This window comes from Agrobacterium sp. LY4, assembly GCF_001526585.1.
Taxonomy (GTDB): Bacteria; Pseudomonadota; Alphaproteobacteria; order Rhizobiales; family Rhizobiaceae; genus Agrobacterium; species Agrobacterium leguminum.
Genome location: NZ_ASYA01000008.1, coordinates 74,141 through 90,943, shown reverse-complemented (window position 1 = coordinate 90,943; position 16,803 = coordinate 74,141). Strand labels below are relative to the sequence as shown.

Annotated in this window: 15 protein-coding genes; 8 read left to right on the top strand and 7 right to left on the bottom strand. The window is 60.0% G+C overall.

The window, feature by feature from the left end; all coding sequences use genetic code 11:
- Positions 1-207 precede the first annotated feature (207 nt).
- Positions 208-894 (bottom strand): HAD-IA family hydrolase, encoded by a 687-nt coding sequence (locus L904_RS09295; RefSeq protein WP_031233618.1) that lies wholly within the window; start codon positions 892-894, stop codon positions 208-210.
- 407 nt (positions 895-1,301) lie between these two features.
- On the opposite strand from L904_RS09295, the gene minC reads away from it, so the two are divergent.
- From minC to minE, 3 genes are read left to right on the top strand one after another with little or no spacing between them, the layout of a single operon-like run.
- On the top strand, positions 1,302-2,030 hold the full coding sequence (gene minC, locus L904_RS09290) for a septum site-determining protein MinC (RefSeq protein ID WP_003506496.1): 729 nt from the start codon (positions 1,302-1,304) through the stop codon (positions 2,028-2,030).
- Positions 2,031-2,064: 34 nt separating this feature from the next.
- Positions 2,065-2,880, top strand: coding sequence for a septum site-determining protein MinD (gene minD, locus L904_RS09285; RefSeq protein ID WP_003506498.1), 816 nt, complete (start codon positions 2,065-2,067; stop codon positions 2,878-2,880).
- A complete protein-coding gene (minE, locus tag L904_RS09280; protein ID WP_020809474.1) occupies positions 2,877-3,137 on the top strand; it encodes a cell division topological specificity factor MinE in 261 nt (86 codons plus the stop codon). The genes minD and minE overlap by 4 nt, the downstream gene beginning before the upstream one ends.
- Positions 3,138-3,178: 41 nt before the next feature.
- Here the strand turns inward: minE and L904_RS09275 are convergent, their stop codons facing one another.
- The 3 genes from L904_RS09275 to L904_RS09265 all read right to left on the bottom strand — a co-directional run bounded on the left by L904_RS09275 (position 3,179) and on the right by L904_RS09265 (position 7,395).
- A complete protein-coding gene (locus tag L904_RS09275) occupies positions 3,179-4,081 on the bottom strand; it encodes an amino acid ABC transporter substrate-binding protein (protein ID WP_020809473.1) in 903 nt (300 codons plus the stop codon).
- A 71-nt stretch (positions 4,082-4,152) separates the two neighbouring features.
- Entirely contained in the window at positions 4,153-5,046 is an 894-nt protein-coding gene (locus L904_RS09270) for an amino acid ABC transporter substrate-binding protein (protein ID WP_020809472.1), read from the bottom strand.
- A gap of 30 nt (positions 5,047-5,076) precedes the next feature.
- A complete protein-coding gene (locus L904_RS09265; RefSeq protein ID WP_020809471.1) occupies positions 5,077-7,395 on the bottom strand; it encodes an EAL domain-containing protein in 2,319 nt (772 codons plus the stop codon).
- 343 nt (positions 7,396-7,738) lie between these two features.
- Here L904_RS09265 and L904_RS09260 point away from each other — a divergent pair, with 343 nt between their 5' ends.
- Positions 7,739-9,097: an amidase gene (locus tag L904_RS09260; protein ID WP_020809470.1), complete on the top strand. Its 1,359-nt coding sequence runs from the start codon at positions 7,739-7,741 to the stop codon at positions 9,095-9,097.
- A gap of 173 nt (positions 9,098-9,270) precedes the next feature.
- Here the strand turns inward: L904_RS09260 and L904_RS09255 are convergent, their stop codons facing one another.
- The 3 genes from L904_RS09255 to L904_RS09245 are packed head-to-tail and all read right to left on the bottom strand — an operon-like array spanning position 9,271 to position 12,299.
- Entirely contained in the window at positions 9,271-9,912 is a 642-nt protein-coding gene (locus tag L904_RS09255) for a ThuA domain-containing protein (protein WP_003500892.1), read from the bottom strand.
- A 33-nt stretch (positions 9,913-9,945) separates the two neighbouring features.
- Complete coding sequence (locus tag L904_RS09250; protein WP_020809469.1) at positions 9,946-11,046, bottom strand: Gfo/Idh/MocA family protein; 1,101 nt, start codon at positions 11,044-11,046, stop codon at positions 9,946-9,948.
- A gap of 53 nt (positions 11,047-11,099) precedes the next feature.
- Entirely contained in the window at positions 11,100-12,299 is a 1,200-nt protein-coding gene (locus L904_RS09245; RefSeq protein ID WP_020809468.1) for an ROK family transcriptional regulator, read from the bottom strand.
- Positions 12,300-12,494: 195 nt separating this feature from the next.
- Here L904_RS09245 and L904_RS09240 point away from each other — a divergent pair, with 195 nt between their 5' ends.
- From L904_RS09240 to L904_RS09225, 4 genes are all read left to right on the top strand, one after another.
- The gene (locus tag L904_RS09240; RefSeq protein WP_020809467.1) at positions 12,495-13,796 is read left to right on the top strand and encodes an ABC transporter substrate-binding protein; all 1,302 of its coding nucleotides are present in this window, start codon (positions 12,495-12,497) and stop codon (positions 13,794-13,796) included.
- A gap of 68 nt (positions 13,797-13,864) precedes the next feature.
- On the top strand, positions 13,865-14,803 hold the full coding sequence (locus L904_RS09235) for a carbohydrate ABC transporter permease (protein ID WP_020809466.1): 939 nt from the start codon (positions 13,865-13,867) through the stop codon (positions 14,801-14,803).
- On the top strand, positions 14,796-15,644 hold the full coding sequence (locus L904_RS09230) for a carbohydrate ABC transporter permease (RefSeq protein ID WP_020809465.1): 849 nt from the start codon (positions 14,796-14,798) through the stop codon (positions 15,642-15,644). Before L904_RS09235 ends, L904_RS09230 begins: the two co-directional genes overlap by 8 nt.
- 17 nt (positions 15,645-15,661) lie before the next feature.
- Entirely contained in the window at positions 15,662-16,735 is a 1,074-nt protein-coding gene (locus L904_RS09225) for an ABC transporter ATP-binding protein (protein WP_020809464.1), read from the top strand.
- Positions 16,736-16,803 lie beyond the last annotated feature (68 nt).

The window sequence follows — 16,803 nt, the reverse complement described above, 5'->3', positions numbered from 1 at the left end:
AATTGGCCGCTGGTGGAAAAGTGTGGGGAGGAGTTTGAGGCGGTTCAGCAGGTCGGGCGTTGTCTTATTCCGGGGCTTTTACCACTTCCGTCATTCCGGCCTTGAGCCGGAATGACGGGAAAAGGTTGCGCCGGACAGTCTGAAGCGACTGACTTACCCCTGTAAGGTTGAAAATAGTGCCGAGGCCTTAAACGCAAGCAGCCTTCTTCAGCCTCTATTGCCCGCGAGCCTCAGAGCGCCGTTCTCACCGATGACAACATCCAGCTCACCATATCCGCCTATAGAAAGATGCGGCGTTTCGATGAGATGGGAGTGGGTGGCGTTGATGACGACCACGGTTGCGCCCATGCTTTCCCCGGCCTGAATGCCGGCGGGGGCGTCCTCGAAGACGACACAGTTTTCAGGCGCGACGCCGAGCTTTTCCGCCGCCTTTTTATATCCTTCCGGATCAGGCTTGCCGTTCACCACGTCCTCGGCGCAGATCATCACCGCAGGCGGGGTGAGGCCTGCGGCCGCCAGCCGGCGTTCGGCGAGCGCGCGGGCGGCGGAGGTGACGATGGCCCATTTGCCGGCCGGCAATTTTTCGAGAAATGCCGCAGCCTCGGGAATCTGGAGGATGCCGTCGACATCGTCCATTTCCTTCTGCAGCAGCATCGCCGCCTGTTCCGCGACATCGAGGCCGGGAACGGCCTCGCGGCGCACCACTTCAGACGCACGCATGCCATGGATGCGCTGCAGGAAAGCGTTCGGCTCTATGCCGTTGTCCACGGCCCATTCGCGCCAGACCCGCTCCACCACCGCAATCGAGTTGAGCAACGTTCCATCCATGTCGAACAGGAAGGCCGCATAGTCTTGCGAAAATATCTGGTTCTGCGGCGGGACTTTGCTGTGCATCTCATTCTTCCGTTGAAGCTGTCGGGACCGCCTGTCTCTACAGCATCGGCGGACATAACGGAATCGCTTTTCCACCTTCAAGGCATAATGCGGTCATCTGGCCGAAGGCGGATATTGTTCCGGAATCGGACGTTCGCGTGTTCCGCGACTCGCCGGGTTGGGGTAGGGGACATGGCGTGCCCATCTCACGATGCTGGGCGTCAGGTTGCAGCAAGGATGAGCTGCTATCGTGAGTTTTCACAAGTACCGGAAACACGCTAAATCAAAAGGTAACGAGGGATTTTGAATGTTTCGCATGAGGTTTTTCGGGGCGGAATTTTCTTAACGAATCCGCCGCTTCAGGGGCGGCGTTAACCATTTGTTAACCATATTCGAGGTACCTAATTGTCAACGATTTGTTTACCAAGATGACCAAAGTGCTAACAGACCAGCGTTCGATCCGTATCAAAGGCCGCTCCTTCCTCGCAGTCGTCCTGTCTCCCGAATCTCCGGTCGATCAATGGCTGGAAAGGCTCGATGATCTTGCCGCCCGTTCGGCGGGCTTCTTCCTGTCGCGTCCGGTGGTTCTGGATGTGTCGGAGCTATCGCTCGACAAGGCGGGGCTGAAGGAGCTGCTGGCGGCGCTGACGGAGCGCAATGTCGGCATCATGGGTATAGAGGGCGTTCGCCCCTCGATGATCGAGCCGGGCATGCCGCCGTCGCTGAAGGGCGGAAAGCCCGCTTCCGATGTCGAGGTTGAGCCGGTCGCCATCGCCGCCGAACTGCCGGAGGAAAAGCCGCGCGCTGCCGGCGAGGTCAGGGCCGTGGTGCCGTCGCTGGTCATCAACGAGCCGGTTCGCTCCGGCCAGTCGATCATGTTTCCTGAGGGTGACGTGACCGTCATCGGCTCTGTCGCCTCGGGGGCGGAAATCATCGCCGGCGGTTCGGTGCATATTTACGGCGCCCTGCGCGGTCGCGCCATGGCCGGTTCGCTCGGCAATGTTTCGGCGCGCATCTTCTGCCGCAAGCTCGAAGCGGAGCTTCTGGCCATCGACGGCGTCTACAAGGTGGCCGAGGACATTGACGACAAGCTGCGCGGCCAGCCCGTTCAGCTCTGGCTGGAAAACGATACGATCAAGGCCGCAAAGCTCGGCTGATAACAGAGAAACAACACAGGAACAGGAGAGCCATATGGGGAAGGTAGTCGTTGTAACTTCCGGCAAGGGCGGGGTGGGAAAGACCACCTCGACCGCAGCGCTTGGCGCCGCACTGGCGCAGAACAAGGAGAAGGTCGTGGTCGTCGATTTCGATGTCGGCCTGCGCAACCTCGATCTCGTCATGGGGGCTGAACGCCGCGTGGTTTACGATCTCGTCAACGTCATCCAGGGCGACGCCAAGCTGACGCAGGCGCTGATCCGCGACAAGCGCCTCGAGACGCTGTTCCTCCTGCCTGCCTCGCAGACGCGCGACAAGGACAATCTGACGCCGGAAGGTGTCGAATGGGTCATCAACGAGCTGAAGAAACATTTCGACTGGGTGATCTGCGACAGCCCCGCCGGCATCGAACGCGGTGCGACGCTGGCCATGCGCCATGCGGATGTGGCCGTCGTCGTCACCAATCCGGAAGTCTCCTCGGTGCGCGACAGCGACCGCATCATCGGTCTGCTGGATTCCAAGACGCTGAAGGCGGAACGCGGCGAGCGCATGGAGAAGCACCTGCTTCTGACGCGTTACGACGCTTCCCGCGCCGAGCGTGGCGACATGCTGAAGGTCGACGACGTTCTGGAAATCCTTTCCATTCCGCTGCTCGGCATCATTCCGGAAAGCACGGATGTGCTGCGGGCCTCGAACGTCGGTGCGCCTGTTACGCTGGCGGATGCCCGCTGCGCGCCGGCCATGGCCTATTTCGACGCCGCCCGCCGCCTGTCCGGTGAGGATATTCCGGTGGTCATTCCGGGCGAGAAGCGTGGCATCTTCTCCAAGATCTTCGCAAGGAGGGCTGCATGAGCATCTTCAGTCTTTTCCGCAAACAGAAGTCGGCACCGCTTGCGCGTGAACGCCTGCAGGTGCTGCTCGCCCACGAAAGGGCATCCTCCGGCTCCGATCTGGTCGCCATCCTCAGGGAAGAAATTCTCGGCGTCATCGCCAAACATGTGCAGATCGACAATGATCGGGTGCATGTGAAGATGGATCGCGACGAGCATGTCTCCATTCTGGAGATCGATGTTGAGATTCCTCTGGGTGCCGATCTGCGCGCCGCGTAAGATACGTGTCGAAAAACGCCGCCCGCCACCGGGCGGCGTTTTTATTCCGCCGTCGTATCGACGGGTTTTCGAAATGCCTCGGCCAGATCGCCGGGCAGCGGGCGCTTCAGGTTGATGCCGTTAGGCGGGATCGGCGCGTTGAACCATTTGTCGTAGATTTTCTCGATTTCGCCGCTCTCATAGATTTGGCCGAGCGCCTCGTTGACGGCGTCGCGGAAGCCGGTATCGCCGTGGCGGAGCATCAGGCCATAGGGCTGCGGCGGAGCGAGATATTCATCGGAGATGACGTAGTCTTCCGGCTTGCCGGTCTCGGCAACGAAGGATCGCAGAAGTATATCGTCCATGACGAAGGCCGAGGCGCGGTTTTCCGTCACCATGTCGAAACTGCCCTCGGTGCTGTCATTCTGCAGAACCGCCACGTTCAGCCCCAGTTTGCGATTAAGCACGTTAAGTTGGGTGATGTTGATGGTTCCCGTCGTCACCACCACCGTTCGCCCGGCGAGATCGGCGACGGTGTTCAGACCGCTCGATTTCAGCGCCACATAACGGGTGCCGGTGATGAAGTGGCTGTAGGAGAACCACACGGCCTTGCGCCGCTCCTCGGTATTCGTGCTCGCCACGCATTCCATGTCCATCGTGCCGTCATTGAGAAGCATGATGCGGTTGCTGGGCGTGCGCTTGACGAACTCGATCTTCAGTTCCGGCAGGCCGAGCTTTTTCTTGATGGAATCCGCCACTCTCAGGCATAGCTCGATGCTGTAGCCGATAGGTTCCGGCCCGGCGCCGAGATAGGAAAAGGGAATATTGCGATCGGCATAACCGAGCTTGATGGTGCCGGTTCTGGCAATGGTTTCAAGTGTCGGCGGTTGGGCATCCTCGCTCACCGCCTGGGCGGGAAGAAGACTTGAAAAAACGAGCATAAGCCATAATGTCGATCTCTGCATCGCGCATCTCCAGCCAAAATAATCCGTCAAACATCTTCATGAAAATCGATACGGGTGGACGCCTTGCGCTCTCAGTCCTGGTATTCGCTCGGATGTTCGTATGCCTGTTTCAGAGAGGCTGCCATCGGCAGGTTCAGGTTCATGCCGTTTGGGGGAATGGGCTTGGTGAACCACTTTTCATAAAGGCCATGAATGACCGGCCCGGTGAAAATATGCCGAAGGCTCTCATTGACCGCCGCCTTGAAACCCGGATCGTTACGCCGGAAAACCAGGCCATAAGGCTCGGGGGCGCTCAGCGTTTCCTCAGAAAGCGCATAGAGGTCCGGATTCTCTGAGGTTGCCGCCAGCGCCGCGAGCAATATGCCATCCATGACAAAGGCGGAGGCCTTGCCGGAGACCACGAGTTCGAAGGCCTCCTCATTGGTTTTCGTCGGCATCACCGAGATATTGAGGTTCTTCGCCCGGTTCACGGCATTGAGCTGCTCGATATTGACGGTGCCGGAGGCGGATGTGACGGACCGCCCAGCGAGATCGGCAAGGCTTTTCAGATTGTCCTGCTTGCGGGAGAGAAACTGCGTTGCGGTCATGAAGTTGGGATAGGAGAAATCCACGATCTTGCGGCGTTCGCTATTGTTGGTCGTGGCCGCGCATTCAATGTCGATCTGGCCGCCGCGGACAAGGATGAAACGGGTCGCGGGCGTCGCCTTGACATATTCGAGTTCGATCCTGTCGAGCTTCAGCTTCCTGCGAATATCTTCGCTGATCGCCCGACAAAGATCGGTCGAGAAACCGGTGACCTCCCCATTCGGCAATTGATAGGAAAAGGGCGGTTCGGCTTCGCGATAGCCGATGCGGATCTTTGCGGTTTTGGCGATCTGCTGAAGCGTATCGCCTTCGCCGGCAGCCTGGAGAGGCGTGATGGGAGCAAGGCATGTGAGGAAAAGGCAAAATACTGAAAGACGCATTTTATGTCCTCTGGGCCGGCGGCCGGTTTCTCAAATGGCTTTTTGTGGCGGGCAATAGGTTTCCTGTGTCGGTCGACCGATATCGCCGAATTCATCCTTCGCAATTGGAGCGATGACGGCGCGGTTCTTGAGAATGCGGGCAAGCGGCGCGGGCTCGGCAAAATAATAGCCCTGCGCTTCGTCGCAGCCGGAAAGCTTGAGCGCTTCGACCTGCTCCCTGTTTTCAACGCCCTCGGCGGTGACCTTCAGGCCGATCTGTTCTGCCATGTCGATGACGGTGTTGACGATGGCGGAACACATGGGATTGGACGGCAGGCCGGAGACGAATTCCCGGTCGATCTTGATCTTGTCGAAGGCGACATGGGTGAGCGTGCTGAGCCCCGCATAGCCGGTGCCGAAATCGTCAAGTGCGAGGCGAACGCCCCTTTCCTTCAGCAGTTTCAGGGCTCGGGCGCTGTTGTCGCGCTCCAGCATCACCGTTTCCGTCACTTCCAGTTCAAGCCGTTCCGCCGGGAAGCCGGATGTTTCAAGCGCCCGGTCCACTATCGGTACGATGTCGTCATTGCTGAGCTGAACGGCGGATAGATTGACGGCGAGCCTGATATCCTTCGGCCATGTCATCGCATCTCTGCAGGCCTGTGCCAGAACCCACTCGCCCAACGGCTTGATGAAGTTGTTTTCTTCGGCAAGCGCGATGAAGCGGTCCGGTGCAATGAGGCCAAGCTTGCTGTGCCGCCAGCGGGCCAGCGCTTCATAAGCGACGATGCGACCGCTCTGCAGATTGACAACCGGCTGGTAGTGCAGCTCGAATTCCTGGTTTTCGAGCGCGGATTTCATGTCTATTTCCAGCGCATGCTTGTGTTGCGCCGCCATGTCCATGCCGGGCTCATAAAAGACGAAATAGCCGCAGCCCATGGATTTCGCCCGGTAAAGGCCGAGATCGGCATGTTGCAGAAGCTGCGTTGCGGATGTGCCGTGGCCCGGCGCGCAGGCGATGCCGATGCTGGTATCGATGCTGATATCGCTGCCTTCGAGACTGAAACTGCGCGAGACGGCATGGACCACCCGCGCGGCCAGCATCGCCGCATCGCTCTCGCAGTCGCCGTTTGCCGATTGTATGATCGCGAATTCGTCGCCGCCGAGACGGCTCACCATGTCGTTTTCACCCAGCACGGCGGAAATCCGCGAGGCCACCGCCACCAGCAGGGCATCGCCGGCGGCGTGTCCGAGTGTATCATTGACGGCCTTGAAGCGATCCAGATCGAGCAGCATGACATTGAACGGCTGGTCTGACGCGGCAAGCTGGTCGAGACGGTTTTCCAGCGTCTTCATCAGCAGCACGCGGTTTGGAAGTCCGGTCAGCGCATCGTGATGGGCCATATGTTCCAGCTGCTGCGCCATATCGCGAATCTGCCGCAGGCGTCCGCGTTCCAGAACCGCCTCGCGCAACGTCTCGATGGCGGTGGCCATGTCGCCGATCTCGTCCCGCCGCTCCTGAAACGGCGTGGCGACATCCGTTTCCTCGCGGGCGATCCGAAGCGTTGCCTGCACCAGCGCCGGGACCGGTTTCAGGAAATGCCGTGCGATGACGGTCACAAGCACGCCGGTGACGGTCAAGACCACGATCAGCGCGGCGAGCGAATTATAGATGAGTTTGCGCTGCGCGCCATAAAGCGCGTCCGAGCCGCCGATGCTGACGGCGACCGCGCCGATGGGTTTCTTCGTTTCCGTACTGATGATCGGCAGCAGGCCGATATAATGGCTGGATTCGCCGATATTCGCAAAACCGGTGGAAAAACGCGCGGCGACCGCATCCCGGGAAAAGATGGGATCGGTGGCGAGCGGCTTTTCATCGTCATCGGTGGCGTTGTCGAAAGCCGCCGCGATCTGCCGGAAGCCGGAATCCGCCTCGTCATAACGGAAAAGCCAGACGGCATTCTTGGTCTGTGCGCCGATAAGCGCGAGAACGTCGCTGGGGTTGAAGCCGGTGACGAGAATGGATTCGTCGTCGCCGATGGGCTTGTCGGTCAATATGCCGTTGACCTGCCCGTCGGCATCGGCGGTGACGCTGACATAGGTGTAGATGCTGCGAAGCGTGGCGCTGGCGATCTGCGAATTGACGCGGGCCTGGTTGAGCCATTGCTCGCTGGCGGCGGCGACGAACATATACCAGCCGACAAGTGCGCCGATGCTGTAGGAAAAGATCACGCCGCCGAGGAATATCAGGGTTATCTTGCTGGCGAGCGAACGCCGTCGCGAAAACCGGCCTGTTTCCGGCTGCGTTGGCGAGCGAAGCGTGTGGCCCGGTTCAACCTGTCTATCTGTCCCGCGATAGGCAGTCTCTTCCATTCGCGATAGTCCCCCGCGATGTCGCGTTATAATTGTTTTATGGAATTTTATAGGGCATGCATTTCAATGCTGTCTGCTAAATAATTCAACAAAGTTTAGATGCGATTAAGAATTAATCCGTCTTTTTATAGTCGTAGCTTATATAAGAGATGGCGTTCCTGCACCTCAGGTTGAAAAAATCGGAGGTTAGAAATGAATCGTCAAGGATAAACTCCAAAATTCTGCGGTCTCCGCCATGTTTCCCGATCCGGTATGTCTCTCATCGATAGCGCGGCGATTGGCCTTGCCAACTGGCCGATAAACGGCATGTTGTGCGCAACATGCCGCTTTCAGGGAAGATATCATGGCTCATAAAGGCAAAAGCATCGCGCAGCTTTCCGTTCTCCTCCAGAGCGGCCATCTCGATCCGCGTGCCCTGGTGGAAGAAACGCTGGATGCGATCGGCGGAGAGGACGATCAGGCGATTTTTGTCGAGTTGACGGCAGCGCGGGCGATGTCGGAGGCGGAAGCCGCGGCAAAACGCCTTGGTGAGGGCCGTTCCTGTGGTGTGCTCGATGGTATTCCGGTGGCCTGGAAGGACCTGTTTGACCTTGAAGGCATGGTGACCACGGCGGGATCGACGGTGCTTGCGAACGATAAGCCTGCATCGCGCGACGCGGATGTGGTGACGGCGCTGAAACAGGCGGGCATGATCTGCATCGGCCGCACCAATATGAGCGAGTTCGCGTTCTCCGGTCTCGGCATCAATCCGCACTACGGTACGCCCCGCAATCCTGCTTCTACGGATGCTCACCGCCTGCCGGGTGGCTCTTCGTCGGGTGCGGGCGTCGCCGTGGCTGCCGGTCTGGTGCCGGTGGCGATAGGCACAGATACCGGCGGATCGGTGCGTATTCCCGCCGCCTTCAACGGTGTGGTGGGTTACAAGGCAAGCCGTGGCCGTTATTCGATGCGCGGGGTTTATCCCTTGGCGAAAAGCCTCGATTCGCTCGGCCCGCTCACGCATACCGTGAAGGACGCCGTCTGGGTGGATGCCGCCATGCGCGGCAAGGCGGCTGCCGATTTCACGCGCGCGCCTCTTTCCGGCCTGTCGCTGGTGGTGCCGGAAACGGTCTTTTTCGATGGCATCGAGGATGGCGTCGCAGCCGCTTTCGAGCAGGCGGTGGAACGTCTCGTCCGCGCCGGCGCCTCGGTGCGGCGGCAGGCATTCCCGATTTTTTCGGAATTGTTCGATCTTATCAGGGAAAAGGGTGCGTTGGTGACGGCGGAAGCCTTCGCCCTGCACAAGACCCGGCTGGAAGGTGCCGCCGCCGCCCGCATGGACCCGCGCGTGGTGGCCAGAGCGAGGCTCGGCGCGAATATTTCCATGCCGGACTATATCGCCATCATCGAGGCGCGCGAACGGATGACGGCGGCGTTTTCCGGCATGATTGGCAGGCAAGAGCTGCTGGTGTCGCCGACATTGCCGCATGTCGCGGCCAAGGTCGCGCCGCTTCTCGAGAGTGACGATGCCTTTTTCGCCATGAATGCGAAGACACTGCGCAACACCCAGATCGGCAATTTTTTCGATCTCTGCGGTGTTTCGATCCCCTGTGGAACGGGCGATGCGGGCATGCCGGTCGGCCTGCTGCTTTCCGGCCGGCACGGCACGGACGATCATGTTCTCAGCGTGGCGATGGCGGCGGAAGAAATCGTTCGGGGTTGAGGAGAGGGCGGTTCACACAGCCATTCTCCGTCACCCCGGATTTGATCCGGGGTCCAGCGCGATCAAGTCCTTGATCGTGAAAGACTCCTGACGCCGCGCAGACGCGCGGCTGCTGGATGCCGAATCAAGTCCGGCATGACGGAGAGAGTACTTGGCCGCCTCCTCCCATAGCCTCACCGCGCCGCCCAGTTGGCGCCGCGGCGGAACATGGTTTTCATCTGCGGCACGGAGAACTCCTTGGCCTGATGGCCGAGCGCCGAATAGAAGACCCGGCCCTTGCCGTATTTGCGTTTCCAGACAACCGGCATCACCACGCCGTCAATCCACCAGGCATGGTCGCCTGTAAACTTTGTCGTCGCGAGAACCTCGTTGGAGGGGTCGACATGCATGTAATATTGCTCCGACGTGTAGGGGAAATCGGCAATCCCCTCCATCAGCGGGTCGTCGGGGCGAGTGATGTTGACATGGTAGTCGATGATATTGCCGGGATGGGCAACCCACTGGCCGCCAATCATGAACTGATATTCGACGCATTCGCGGAAACTATCGCCCGCACCGCCATGAAAGCCGGCAATGCCGACGCCGTTTTCCACGGCGGCCGTCAGGTTCTTGATCTCTTCCTTTTCGATCTTCGACATGGTGACGATGGGTACGACGAGGCTCAGATCATGCACCGAAGGATCGGCGAAGGCCTCCGTGCTGTGCTCGACATAGACCTTGAAACCATCCTCCTCCAGCATGTCCTTGACGATGGTGGCGCATTCCTGCGGTTCGTGGCCGCTCCAGCCGCCCCAGACGATGAGTGCTTCGCGCATTTATTTCCTCCTCCGGATTATTGAATGACTTGATTATTTGCCGAGCTGGCCGTCGACCAGCGATGTTTCAAGCGGAGCAGGGCGCTCCGCCTTGGTGGTGATGGAAACGGCGGCGCCGGTGTCCGATGCGGTCTGGAAGGCTTCCATCACCTCCAGCACATGCAGGGCAAGATCGCCATTGGCGCGGTGCGGGCGGTTTTCGCGGATCGCATGGGCCATGTCGGCGACGCCTATCGAGCGGTAATTGCCGTCCGCATAGGGGGATGACAGGGCCTGCGGCTCGAACTGGCCGCCCTTCTTCAGCAATTGCACCTCGCCGCCGAAATGGTTGGGATCGGGCACGATTAGCGTGCCTTCAGTGCCATAGAGTTCCAGCGGCACATGTTTGTGGCCTGCCACATCGAAGCTCATGCCCACCTGCACCACGGCGCCATTCTCAAAAGCCAGCACGCCGGACACATGTGTGGCGACATGGACAGGGATTTTTTCGCCGTTCTTCGGTTCGCTGGTGATGAGGCGTTCATTACGCGGGGCGATGGCGAAACCCGCAACCTTGGCGACCGGGCCGAACAGGTTGACGAGATCGGTGATGTAATAGGGCCCCATATCCAGCATCGGCCCGCCGCCGATCTCGTAATAAAAGGCCGGGTTGGGGTGCCAGCGCTCATGGCCGGGGCACATGAATGTGGCGGTTCCGCCGACCGGCCGGCCCAGCACGCCCTCATCGATCAGCCGGCGTGCGGTCTGGTGCCCGCCGCCAAGAAAGGTATCCGGGGCCGAGCCGATGCGAAGGCCCTTTGCCTTTGCCGCATCCGCAAGCCGTTTGCCCTCAGTGAAATTGATGCCGAGCGGTTTTTCGGAATAGGCGTGTTTACCCGCGTCAAGCGCGCGCAGGCCAACCTCCACATGCGCCTTGGGAATGGTCAGGTTGACGATGATCTCCACGGAAGGATCGGAGAGAAGCGCGTCAATGCTTTTTGCCTGGAGGCCGAATTCATTGGCGCGGGCCTTCGCAGCCTCCTCGTTCATATCCGCAAGACCGCGAATGTCGAGAATGGGAAACGACGCCATGGCCTTGAGATAGGCGCTGGAGATGTTGCCGCAGCCGATGATGCCGATACCGACCCTGTTCATGTGATTTCCTCCCGTAAATCAGAAATGCCGAAGCCCGTGCTCAACCTTGCTGGTCAGAGTGCCGGTCCCGTGGTGTTCCATGGCGATTCGTAAAGCTCGTAAAGTGCGACGGCCGCAGCCCCCTGCGCCCATAATTCGTCGCTCGCAATGTCGAAAACCAGCTCGGCGACGCCGGCCAGCGAAGGCGGCACGGCGGCGTTGTAGCTGTCGCGAATACTGGCGATGAAGGGTTCGCCGAGCTCGAGGCTGGAGCCGGTAATGATGACTCGCGGCGGCGCAAACAGCGTGACGATATTGGCAAGCGTCAGGCCGAGCGCTGCGCCGGCGCGCAAGGCTGCCGCGATGAGATCGTGGTCTTCCGCCGCAATCAACGCATGGGCATGCTGCATGCCACGGCCGAGCCGGATCGCCTCGGCAAAGCGCCCATCCGCCGGGCGGGAGCCCAGAATGGCGTTTTCGCCCGCCTGGCTCGCCAGCCGCACCGTGCCTTCATTGGCAAGGCCGATGACGAGATCGCCGAGATTGTGGCTGAGACCGCCAGCGCCGCGAAACAGCTGGTTCTGGTGCAGCACGCCAAGCCCGAGCGTCTGTTCGAGCGAAATCAGCACCATGTCTTCCAGATCGCGCGCATGGCCGAACCAGTGGTGGGCGAGCGTGATAGCGTGGGCGTCGCTTTCGATAATCGTCGGCGAATTCAGCCGCGCCGTCATTTCCTCGGCGAAATTGACGTTCACTTCCCGCAATATGGGGCTGCTGCGAATTTTCCCGGTGCGATGCTCGATAACGCCGGGCAGGCCGAGGCAGACCATGTCCACATCCTCAAGCGAAAGACCGGCATCGACGACGCAGCGCCGCACCCCGTCCTCCACCAGATCGGCGATGACGCCGATGGGCTGACGGTCGACACGGATCGGCAGGGCAAGCGTCGAAAGCACGTTGCCGCAGAAATCGGTGACGACGAAGACCATGCGGCTTGCGGCGATCTTCGCGCCCACCACGCGGGCGGCATCCGGGTTCAGCTCCAGCATCACGCGGGGCCTGCCGCGTGCGCCTTCGGTGCGGATATCGCCGATATGACGGGTGAGGATAAGCCCGTCATCGAGCAGCGAGGCGGTGATCGCCGAAACGGTGGTGGTGGAGAGCTGCGTTCTTTCGCTGATTTCCACCCGCGAGATCGGCCCATGGCGGCGGATGCTGTCCAGCACGCTCAGCCTGTTGATCGCGCGCATTAATTCGGGGTCTGCGGTCTTCATGGGGTCCTGCTGCGATCGGGTTCGATCTAAAACGAATTTATATCGGATTGCGGATTAAATAACGTCTGCCGGGAGGGGTGTGTCAAGCCATCAGGGTAAAAAATCAGCAACCCGCCTTGACATTGGGCAGGGTGTGGGGTGAATTAATCCGCATTGGGGAATAAATGGTGAGGAACCCCAGGGAGGATCACGAACATGACCTATTGGCACGCAGGCGCAAGCCTGAGCGGCAGGCGGATCGCCTTTGCCGCAACGACAAGCATAGCCCTGATGCTCGGCGCGGCCAGCGCCTCGGCGGCGACCGTCGTTAAATGGATGCATGTGGAATTGGACCCGAAATCCGTGGCTGTCTGGGAGGAGATTGCCAAGGAATACGAGGCCAAGCATCCCGATGTCGATATTCAGCTGCAGTTCCTCGAAAACGAGGCTTTCAAGGCAAAATTGCCGACGCTGCTGCAATCCAATGACGTGCCGGATTTCTTCTATAGCTGGGGTGGCGGCGTTCTCGAGGAGCAGTCCAAGACCGGTGCGCTGAAGGATCTGACCGAGGTTTTCGACGCCGATGGCGGCAAGTTGCGTCAGGCCTATAATGCATCCGCAATCGACGGCCTGTCTTTCGATGGCAAGGTCTGGGCCGTGCCCTACAAGGTCAGCCTCGTCAGCTTCTTTTACAACAAGGAGCTGTTTGCCAAGGCCGGTGTGAAGGCCGAGGACATCAAGACCTGGGACGATTTCAGCGCCACGGTCAAGAAGATCAAGGAAGCGGGCATCGTCCCGATTGCCGGCGGCGGCGGTGAGAAATGGCCGATCCATTTCTACTGGAGCTATCTCGTCATGCGCAATGGCGGGCAGGCCGTGTTCGATGCCGCTCGCAAGGGCGAGGGCGAAGGTTTTATGGATCCGGCGATCATCAAGGCGGGTGAACAGCTGGCGGAGTTCGGCAAGCTCGAACCCTTCCAGCCCGGTTATCTCGGCTCCACCTGGCCACAGGCGCTTGGCGTCTTCGGCGACGGCAAGGCGGCGATTATTCTTGGCTTCGACAATACGGAAGCCAATCAGCGCAAGAATGCCGGTGACGGCAAGGGGCTGGCCGCCGACAATATCGGTCGCTTCGCCTTCCCCGTCGTCGAGGGCGGCGCGGGCAAGGCCACAGATACGCTGGGCGGCCTGAACGGCTGGGCGGTCACGAAAAACGCGTCCAAGGAAGCAATCGATTTCGCGGCCTTCCTGACCAGCAAGGAGAGCGAAGAAAAGATGGCGGCTGCCGGCATGATTCTGCCGGTTGCGAGCGGGGCGGACGGCGCGGTGAAGAACCCGCTGCTGGCGGATTCGGCGAAGCAGCTTGCCGGCTCCACCTGGCACCAGAACTTCTTCGATCAGACGCTGGGCGCTGCCGTTGGCCGCGTCGTTAATGATGTCTCCGTCGAGATCGTTTCCGGCCAGATGAGCGCGGAAGAGGGCGCCAAGCAAATTCAGGACGCTTTCGAGCTTCGCTGATTGTGTTCCATGACGGCGCTGCGCGGGACGCGGCGCCGCAATATCTGCCTCCATGAAAGCGGATAGAGATGACGGATATTTCCATGACTTCTGCGTCGATACCGGCGCGCGGCGCGGCGAAGACAAAGCGCAAGCAAAGTTCGGTCGCGCATGACCGGGCGTTGACCCTTCTGGTCTTCCTGCCACCCGCCCTGCTGCTCTTTACCCTGTTCGTCATCCTGCCCATGGGCGAGGCGGCATGGTACAGCCTTTACCGCTGGAACGGCTATGGCACGCCGACCGATTTCGTGGGCCTGCGGAATTTTCAGGTCCTGTTCGGCAATGCCGCCTTCTCGCAGGCCCTGCTCAATAACGGCCTCATCATCCTGATCTCGGTTCTGATCCAGATCCCGCTGGCGATCTGGCTGGCCATGATGCTGGCGCACCGTATTCCCGGCGTCGTCGCCTTCCGGCTGGTTTTCTTCCTGCCCTATGTGCTGGCGGATGTCGCAGCCGGTCTGATCTGGCGTTTCGTTTATGACGGCGATTACGGTCTGTTCGCCGCCATCTCAAATTTCTTCGGCTTTGCCAATCCTTACGTGCTGGCCGACAAGGATGTGGCGATCTATGCCGTGCTCGGCGTCATCGTCTGGAAATATTTCGGCTTTCACATGATGCTGTTCATCGCCGGCCTTCAATCCGTCGACAAGAATGTGCTGGAAGCAGCCGAAATCGACGGCGCTTCCGGCTGGCAGAAGTTCCGTTACGTCACCTTGCCGATGCTCGGCTCCACCGTTCGCCTTTCCGTCTTCTTCGCGGTGATCGGCTCGCTACAGCTCTTCGACATGATCATGCCGCTCACCGGCGGCGGGCCGTCCAACTCCACGCAGACCATGGTCACCTTTCTCTACACCTATGGCGTCATGCGCATGCAGGTGGGGCTTGGCAGCGCGGTCGGCGTCGTTCTCTTCATCATCTGCGTGACGCTCGCCTTCGGTTACAAAAGGATTTTCATGCGCCATGACTGACACATCCACCTCCGTCCGTATGCCGCTGCAAACCAAGCTTTATCTTTACATATCGCTGAGCCTGATCGCGGCCATCGTGCTCATCCCGTTGCTCACCACCGCGCTTGGCGGCTTCAAGACGCTGGGAGACCTGCGCGTCAACCCGTTCGGCATTCCGGCCGAATGGCAATGGGCCAATTATGGCGATATCCTTTTCGGCAAACGCTACTGGCTGCAAATCTTCAACTCGCTTGTCATCGCGCTGTTGACGGTGTTCCTGACGCTGACCGTCTCGGCCATGGCCGCCTTCACCTTCGCGCATGTGAAGTTCTTCGGCTCGTCCTTCCTGCTGAATTATTTCCTGCTGGGGCTGATGTTCCCGGCGGCCACCGCCATCCTGCCGCTGTTCATCCGTATTCGCGATCTGGGCCTCCTCGATACCTATTGGGGTGTGGTGTTGCCGCAGGTGGCCTTCGGGCTGGGCATGAGCATTCTCCTGTTCCGCAATTATTTCCGCAATCTGCCGGAGGAGCTGTTTCAGGCCGCCTTCGTGGATGGCTGCGGCTATCTGCGGTTCTTCTGGCACATTTCCATGCCGCTTTCGCGGCCGATCGTGGCGACCGTCGGCATCGTTTCCTTCGTCGGCAGCTGGAACAGCTATATCCTGCCGCTGATCATGCTGAATTCGGAATCGAAATATCCCTGGCCGCTCGGCATCATGGTGTATCGCGGCGAATTCGGCACGGAATGGCAACTCGTTCTCGCCTTCATCACGCTGACGATTCTGCCGACCGTCATCGTCTTCTTCCTTGCACAGAAACACATCATCGCGGGCCTGACGGCCGGTGCCGTCAAATCGTGACTTGAAAGGAGCAAAACATGGCTTCCGTCGAACTCAGGGATATCGCCAAGTCCTACGCCGCGCTCGATGTCATTCACGGCATCTCGCTTGATATTACGGATGGCGAATTCATCGCGCTGGTCGGCCCTTCCGGCTGCGGCAAGTCCACGCTTCTGCGCATGATCGCCGGGCTGGAGGAAATCACCGATGGGGATATCCTCATCGGCGGCACCGTCGTCAACGGCATGACCCCGCGCGAGCGCAACATCGCCATGGTGTTCCAGTCCTATGCGCTTTATCCGCATATGACGGTGGCCGAAAACATGGGCTTCAACCTGAAGCTTGCCGGCCAGCCGAAAAACGTCATCGAGGAGCGCGTGGCGGAGGCCGCCCGCATGCTCGATCTTGGCAAGCTTCTGGATCGCAAGCCCTCGCAGCTTTCCGGTGGCCAGCGCCAGCGCGTCGCCATGGGCCGCGCCGTCGTGCGCAATCCGGCCGTGTTCCTGTTCGATGAGCCGCTCTCCAATCTGGACGCCAAGCTTCGCGTGCAGATGCGCAGCGAAATCAAGGCGCTTCATCAGAAAGTCGGCACCACCTCCATCTATGTCACCCACGACCAGATCGAGGCGATGACATTGGCGGACCGGGTCGTGGTGCTCAATCACGGTCGTATCGAACAGCAGGGCACGCCGCTCGAGCTCTACAAGACGCCCGCCAATCTCTTCGTCGCGGCCTTCATCGGCTCGCCGGCCATGAACCTCATCGAATGCGTGGTCGATGGCGAGGGAGACCAGCCGGCGGCCCGGCTGAAGGACGGAACCGCGATCCGCATTGCCGCCTCCCGAAAGGTCAAACGCGGCCAGCCGGTGACGATTGGCTTGAGGCCGGAACATATCGGCTCAGCCATCGGCGGCGATGTGTCGCTCTCCGGCCGGACGCTGCTGGTGGAGCCGACAGGTGCGCAGACCCATGTGATCTTCGAACTGGCGGGCGATCATGTGACGGCGGTGGTGGATGGCGAGCAGCCGGTCAAGGTCAACACTCCCTTTGCCGCCACCGTGCACCATGAGCGTGTGCATGTCTTCGACAGGGCGAGCGGACTGGCGCTTTAAGCGCCTTCCGCATTTTCAACGAAATGCGGAAATTCTCTCGTCCCTCCGCTTTTGGGGCTTGTTTGAAA

Coding starts and splice junctions, on each gene's coding strand:
- L904_RS09250 (WP_020809469.1), bottom strand. CDS start 11,046: ATGAACAGGGTCGGTATCGGCATCATCGGCTGCGGCAACATCTCCAGC.
- L904_RS09295 (WP_031233618.1), bottom strand. CDS start 894: ATGCACAGCAAAGTCCCGCCGCAGAACCAGATATTTTCGCAAGACTAT.
- L904_RS09260 (WP_020809470.1), top strand. CDS start 7,739: ATGGCTCATAAAGGCAAAAGCATCGCGCAGCTTTCCGTTCTCCTCCAG.
- minC (WP_003506496.1), top strand. CDS start 1,302: ATGACCAAAGTGCTAACAGACCAGCGTTCGATCCGTATCAAAGGCCGC.
- L904_RS09240 (WP_020809467.1), top strand. CDS start 12,495: ATGACCTATTGGCACGCAGGCGCAAGCCTGAGCGGCAGGCGGATCGCC.
- minD (WP_003506498.1), top strand. CDS start 2,065: ATGGGGAAGGTAGTCGTTGTAACTTCCGGCAAGGGCGGGGTGGGAAAG.
- L904_RS09255 (WP_003500892.1), bottom strand. CDS start 9,912: ATGCGCGAAGCACTCATCGTCTGGGGCGGCTGGAGCGGCCACGAACCG.
- L904_RS09230 (WP_020809465.1), top strand. CDS start 14,796: ATGACTGACACATCCACCTCCGTCCGTATGCCGCTGCAAACCAAGCTT.
- minE (WP_020809474.1), top strand. CDS start 2,877: ATGAGCATCTTCAGTCTTTTCCGCAAACAGAAGTCGGCACCGCTTGCG.
- L904_RS09245 (WP_020809468.1), bottom strand. CDS start 12,299: ATGAAGACCGCAGACCCCGAATTAATGCGCGCGATCAACAGGCTGAGC.
- L904_RS09270 (WP_020809472.1), bottom strand. CDS start 5,046: ATGCGTCTTTCAGTATTTTGCCTTTTCCTCACATGCCTTGCTCCCATC.
- L904_RS09225 (WP_020809464.1), top strand. CDS start 15,662: ATGGCTTCCGTCGAACTCAGGGATATCGCCAAGTCCTACGCCGCGCTC.
- L904_RS09235 (WP_020809466.1), top strand. CDS start 13,865: ATGACGGATATTTCCATGACTTCTGCGTCGATACCGGCGCGCGGCGCG.
- L904_RS09275 (WP_020809473.1), bottom strand. CDS start 4,081: ATGCAGAGATCGACATTATGGCTTATGCTCGTTTTTTCAAGTCTTCTT.
- L904_RS09265 (WP_020809471.1), bottom strand. CDS start 7,395: ATGGAAGAGACTGCCTATCGCGGGACAGATAGACAGGTTGAACCGGGC.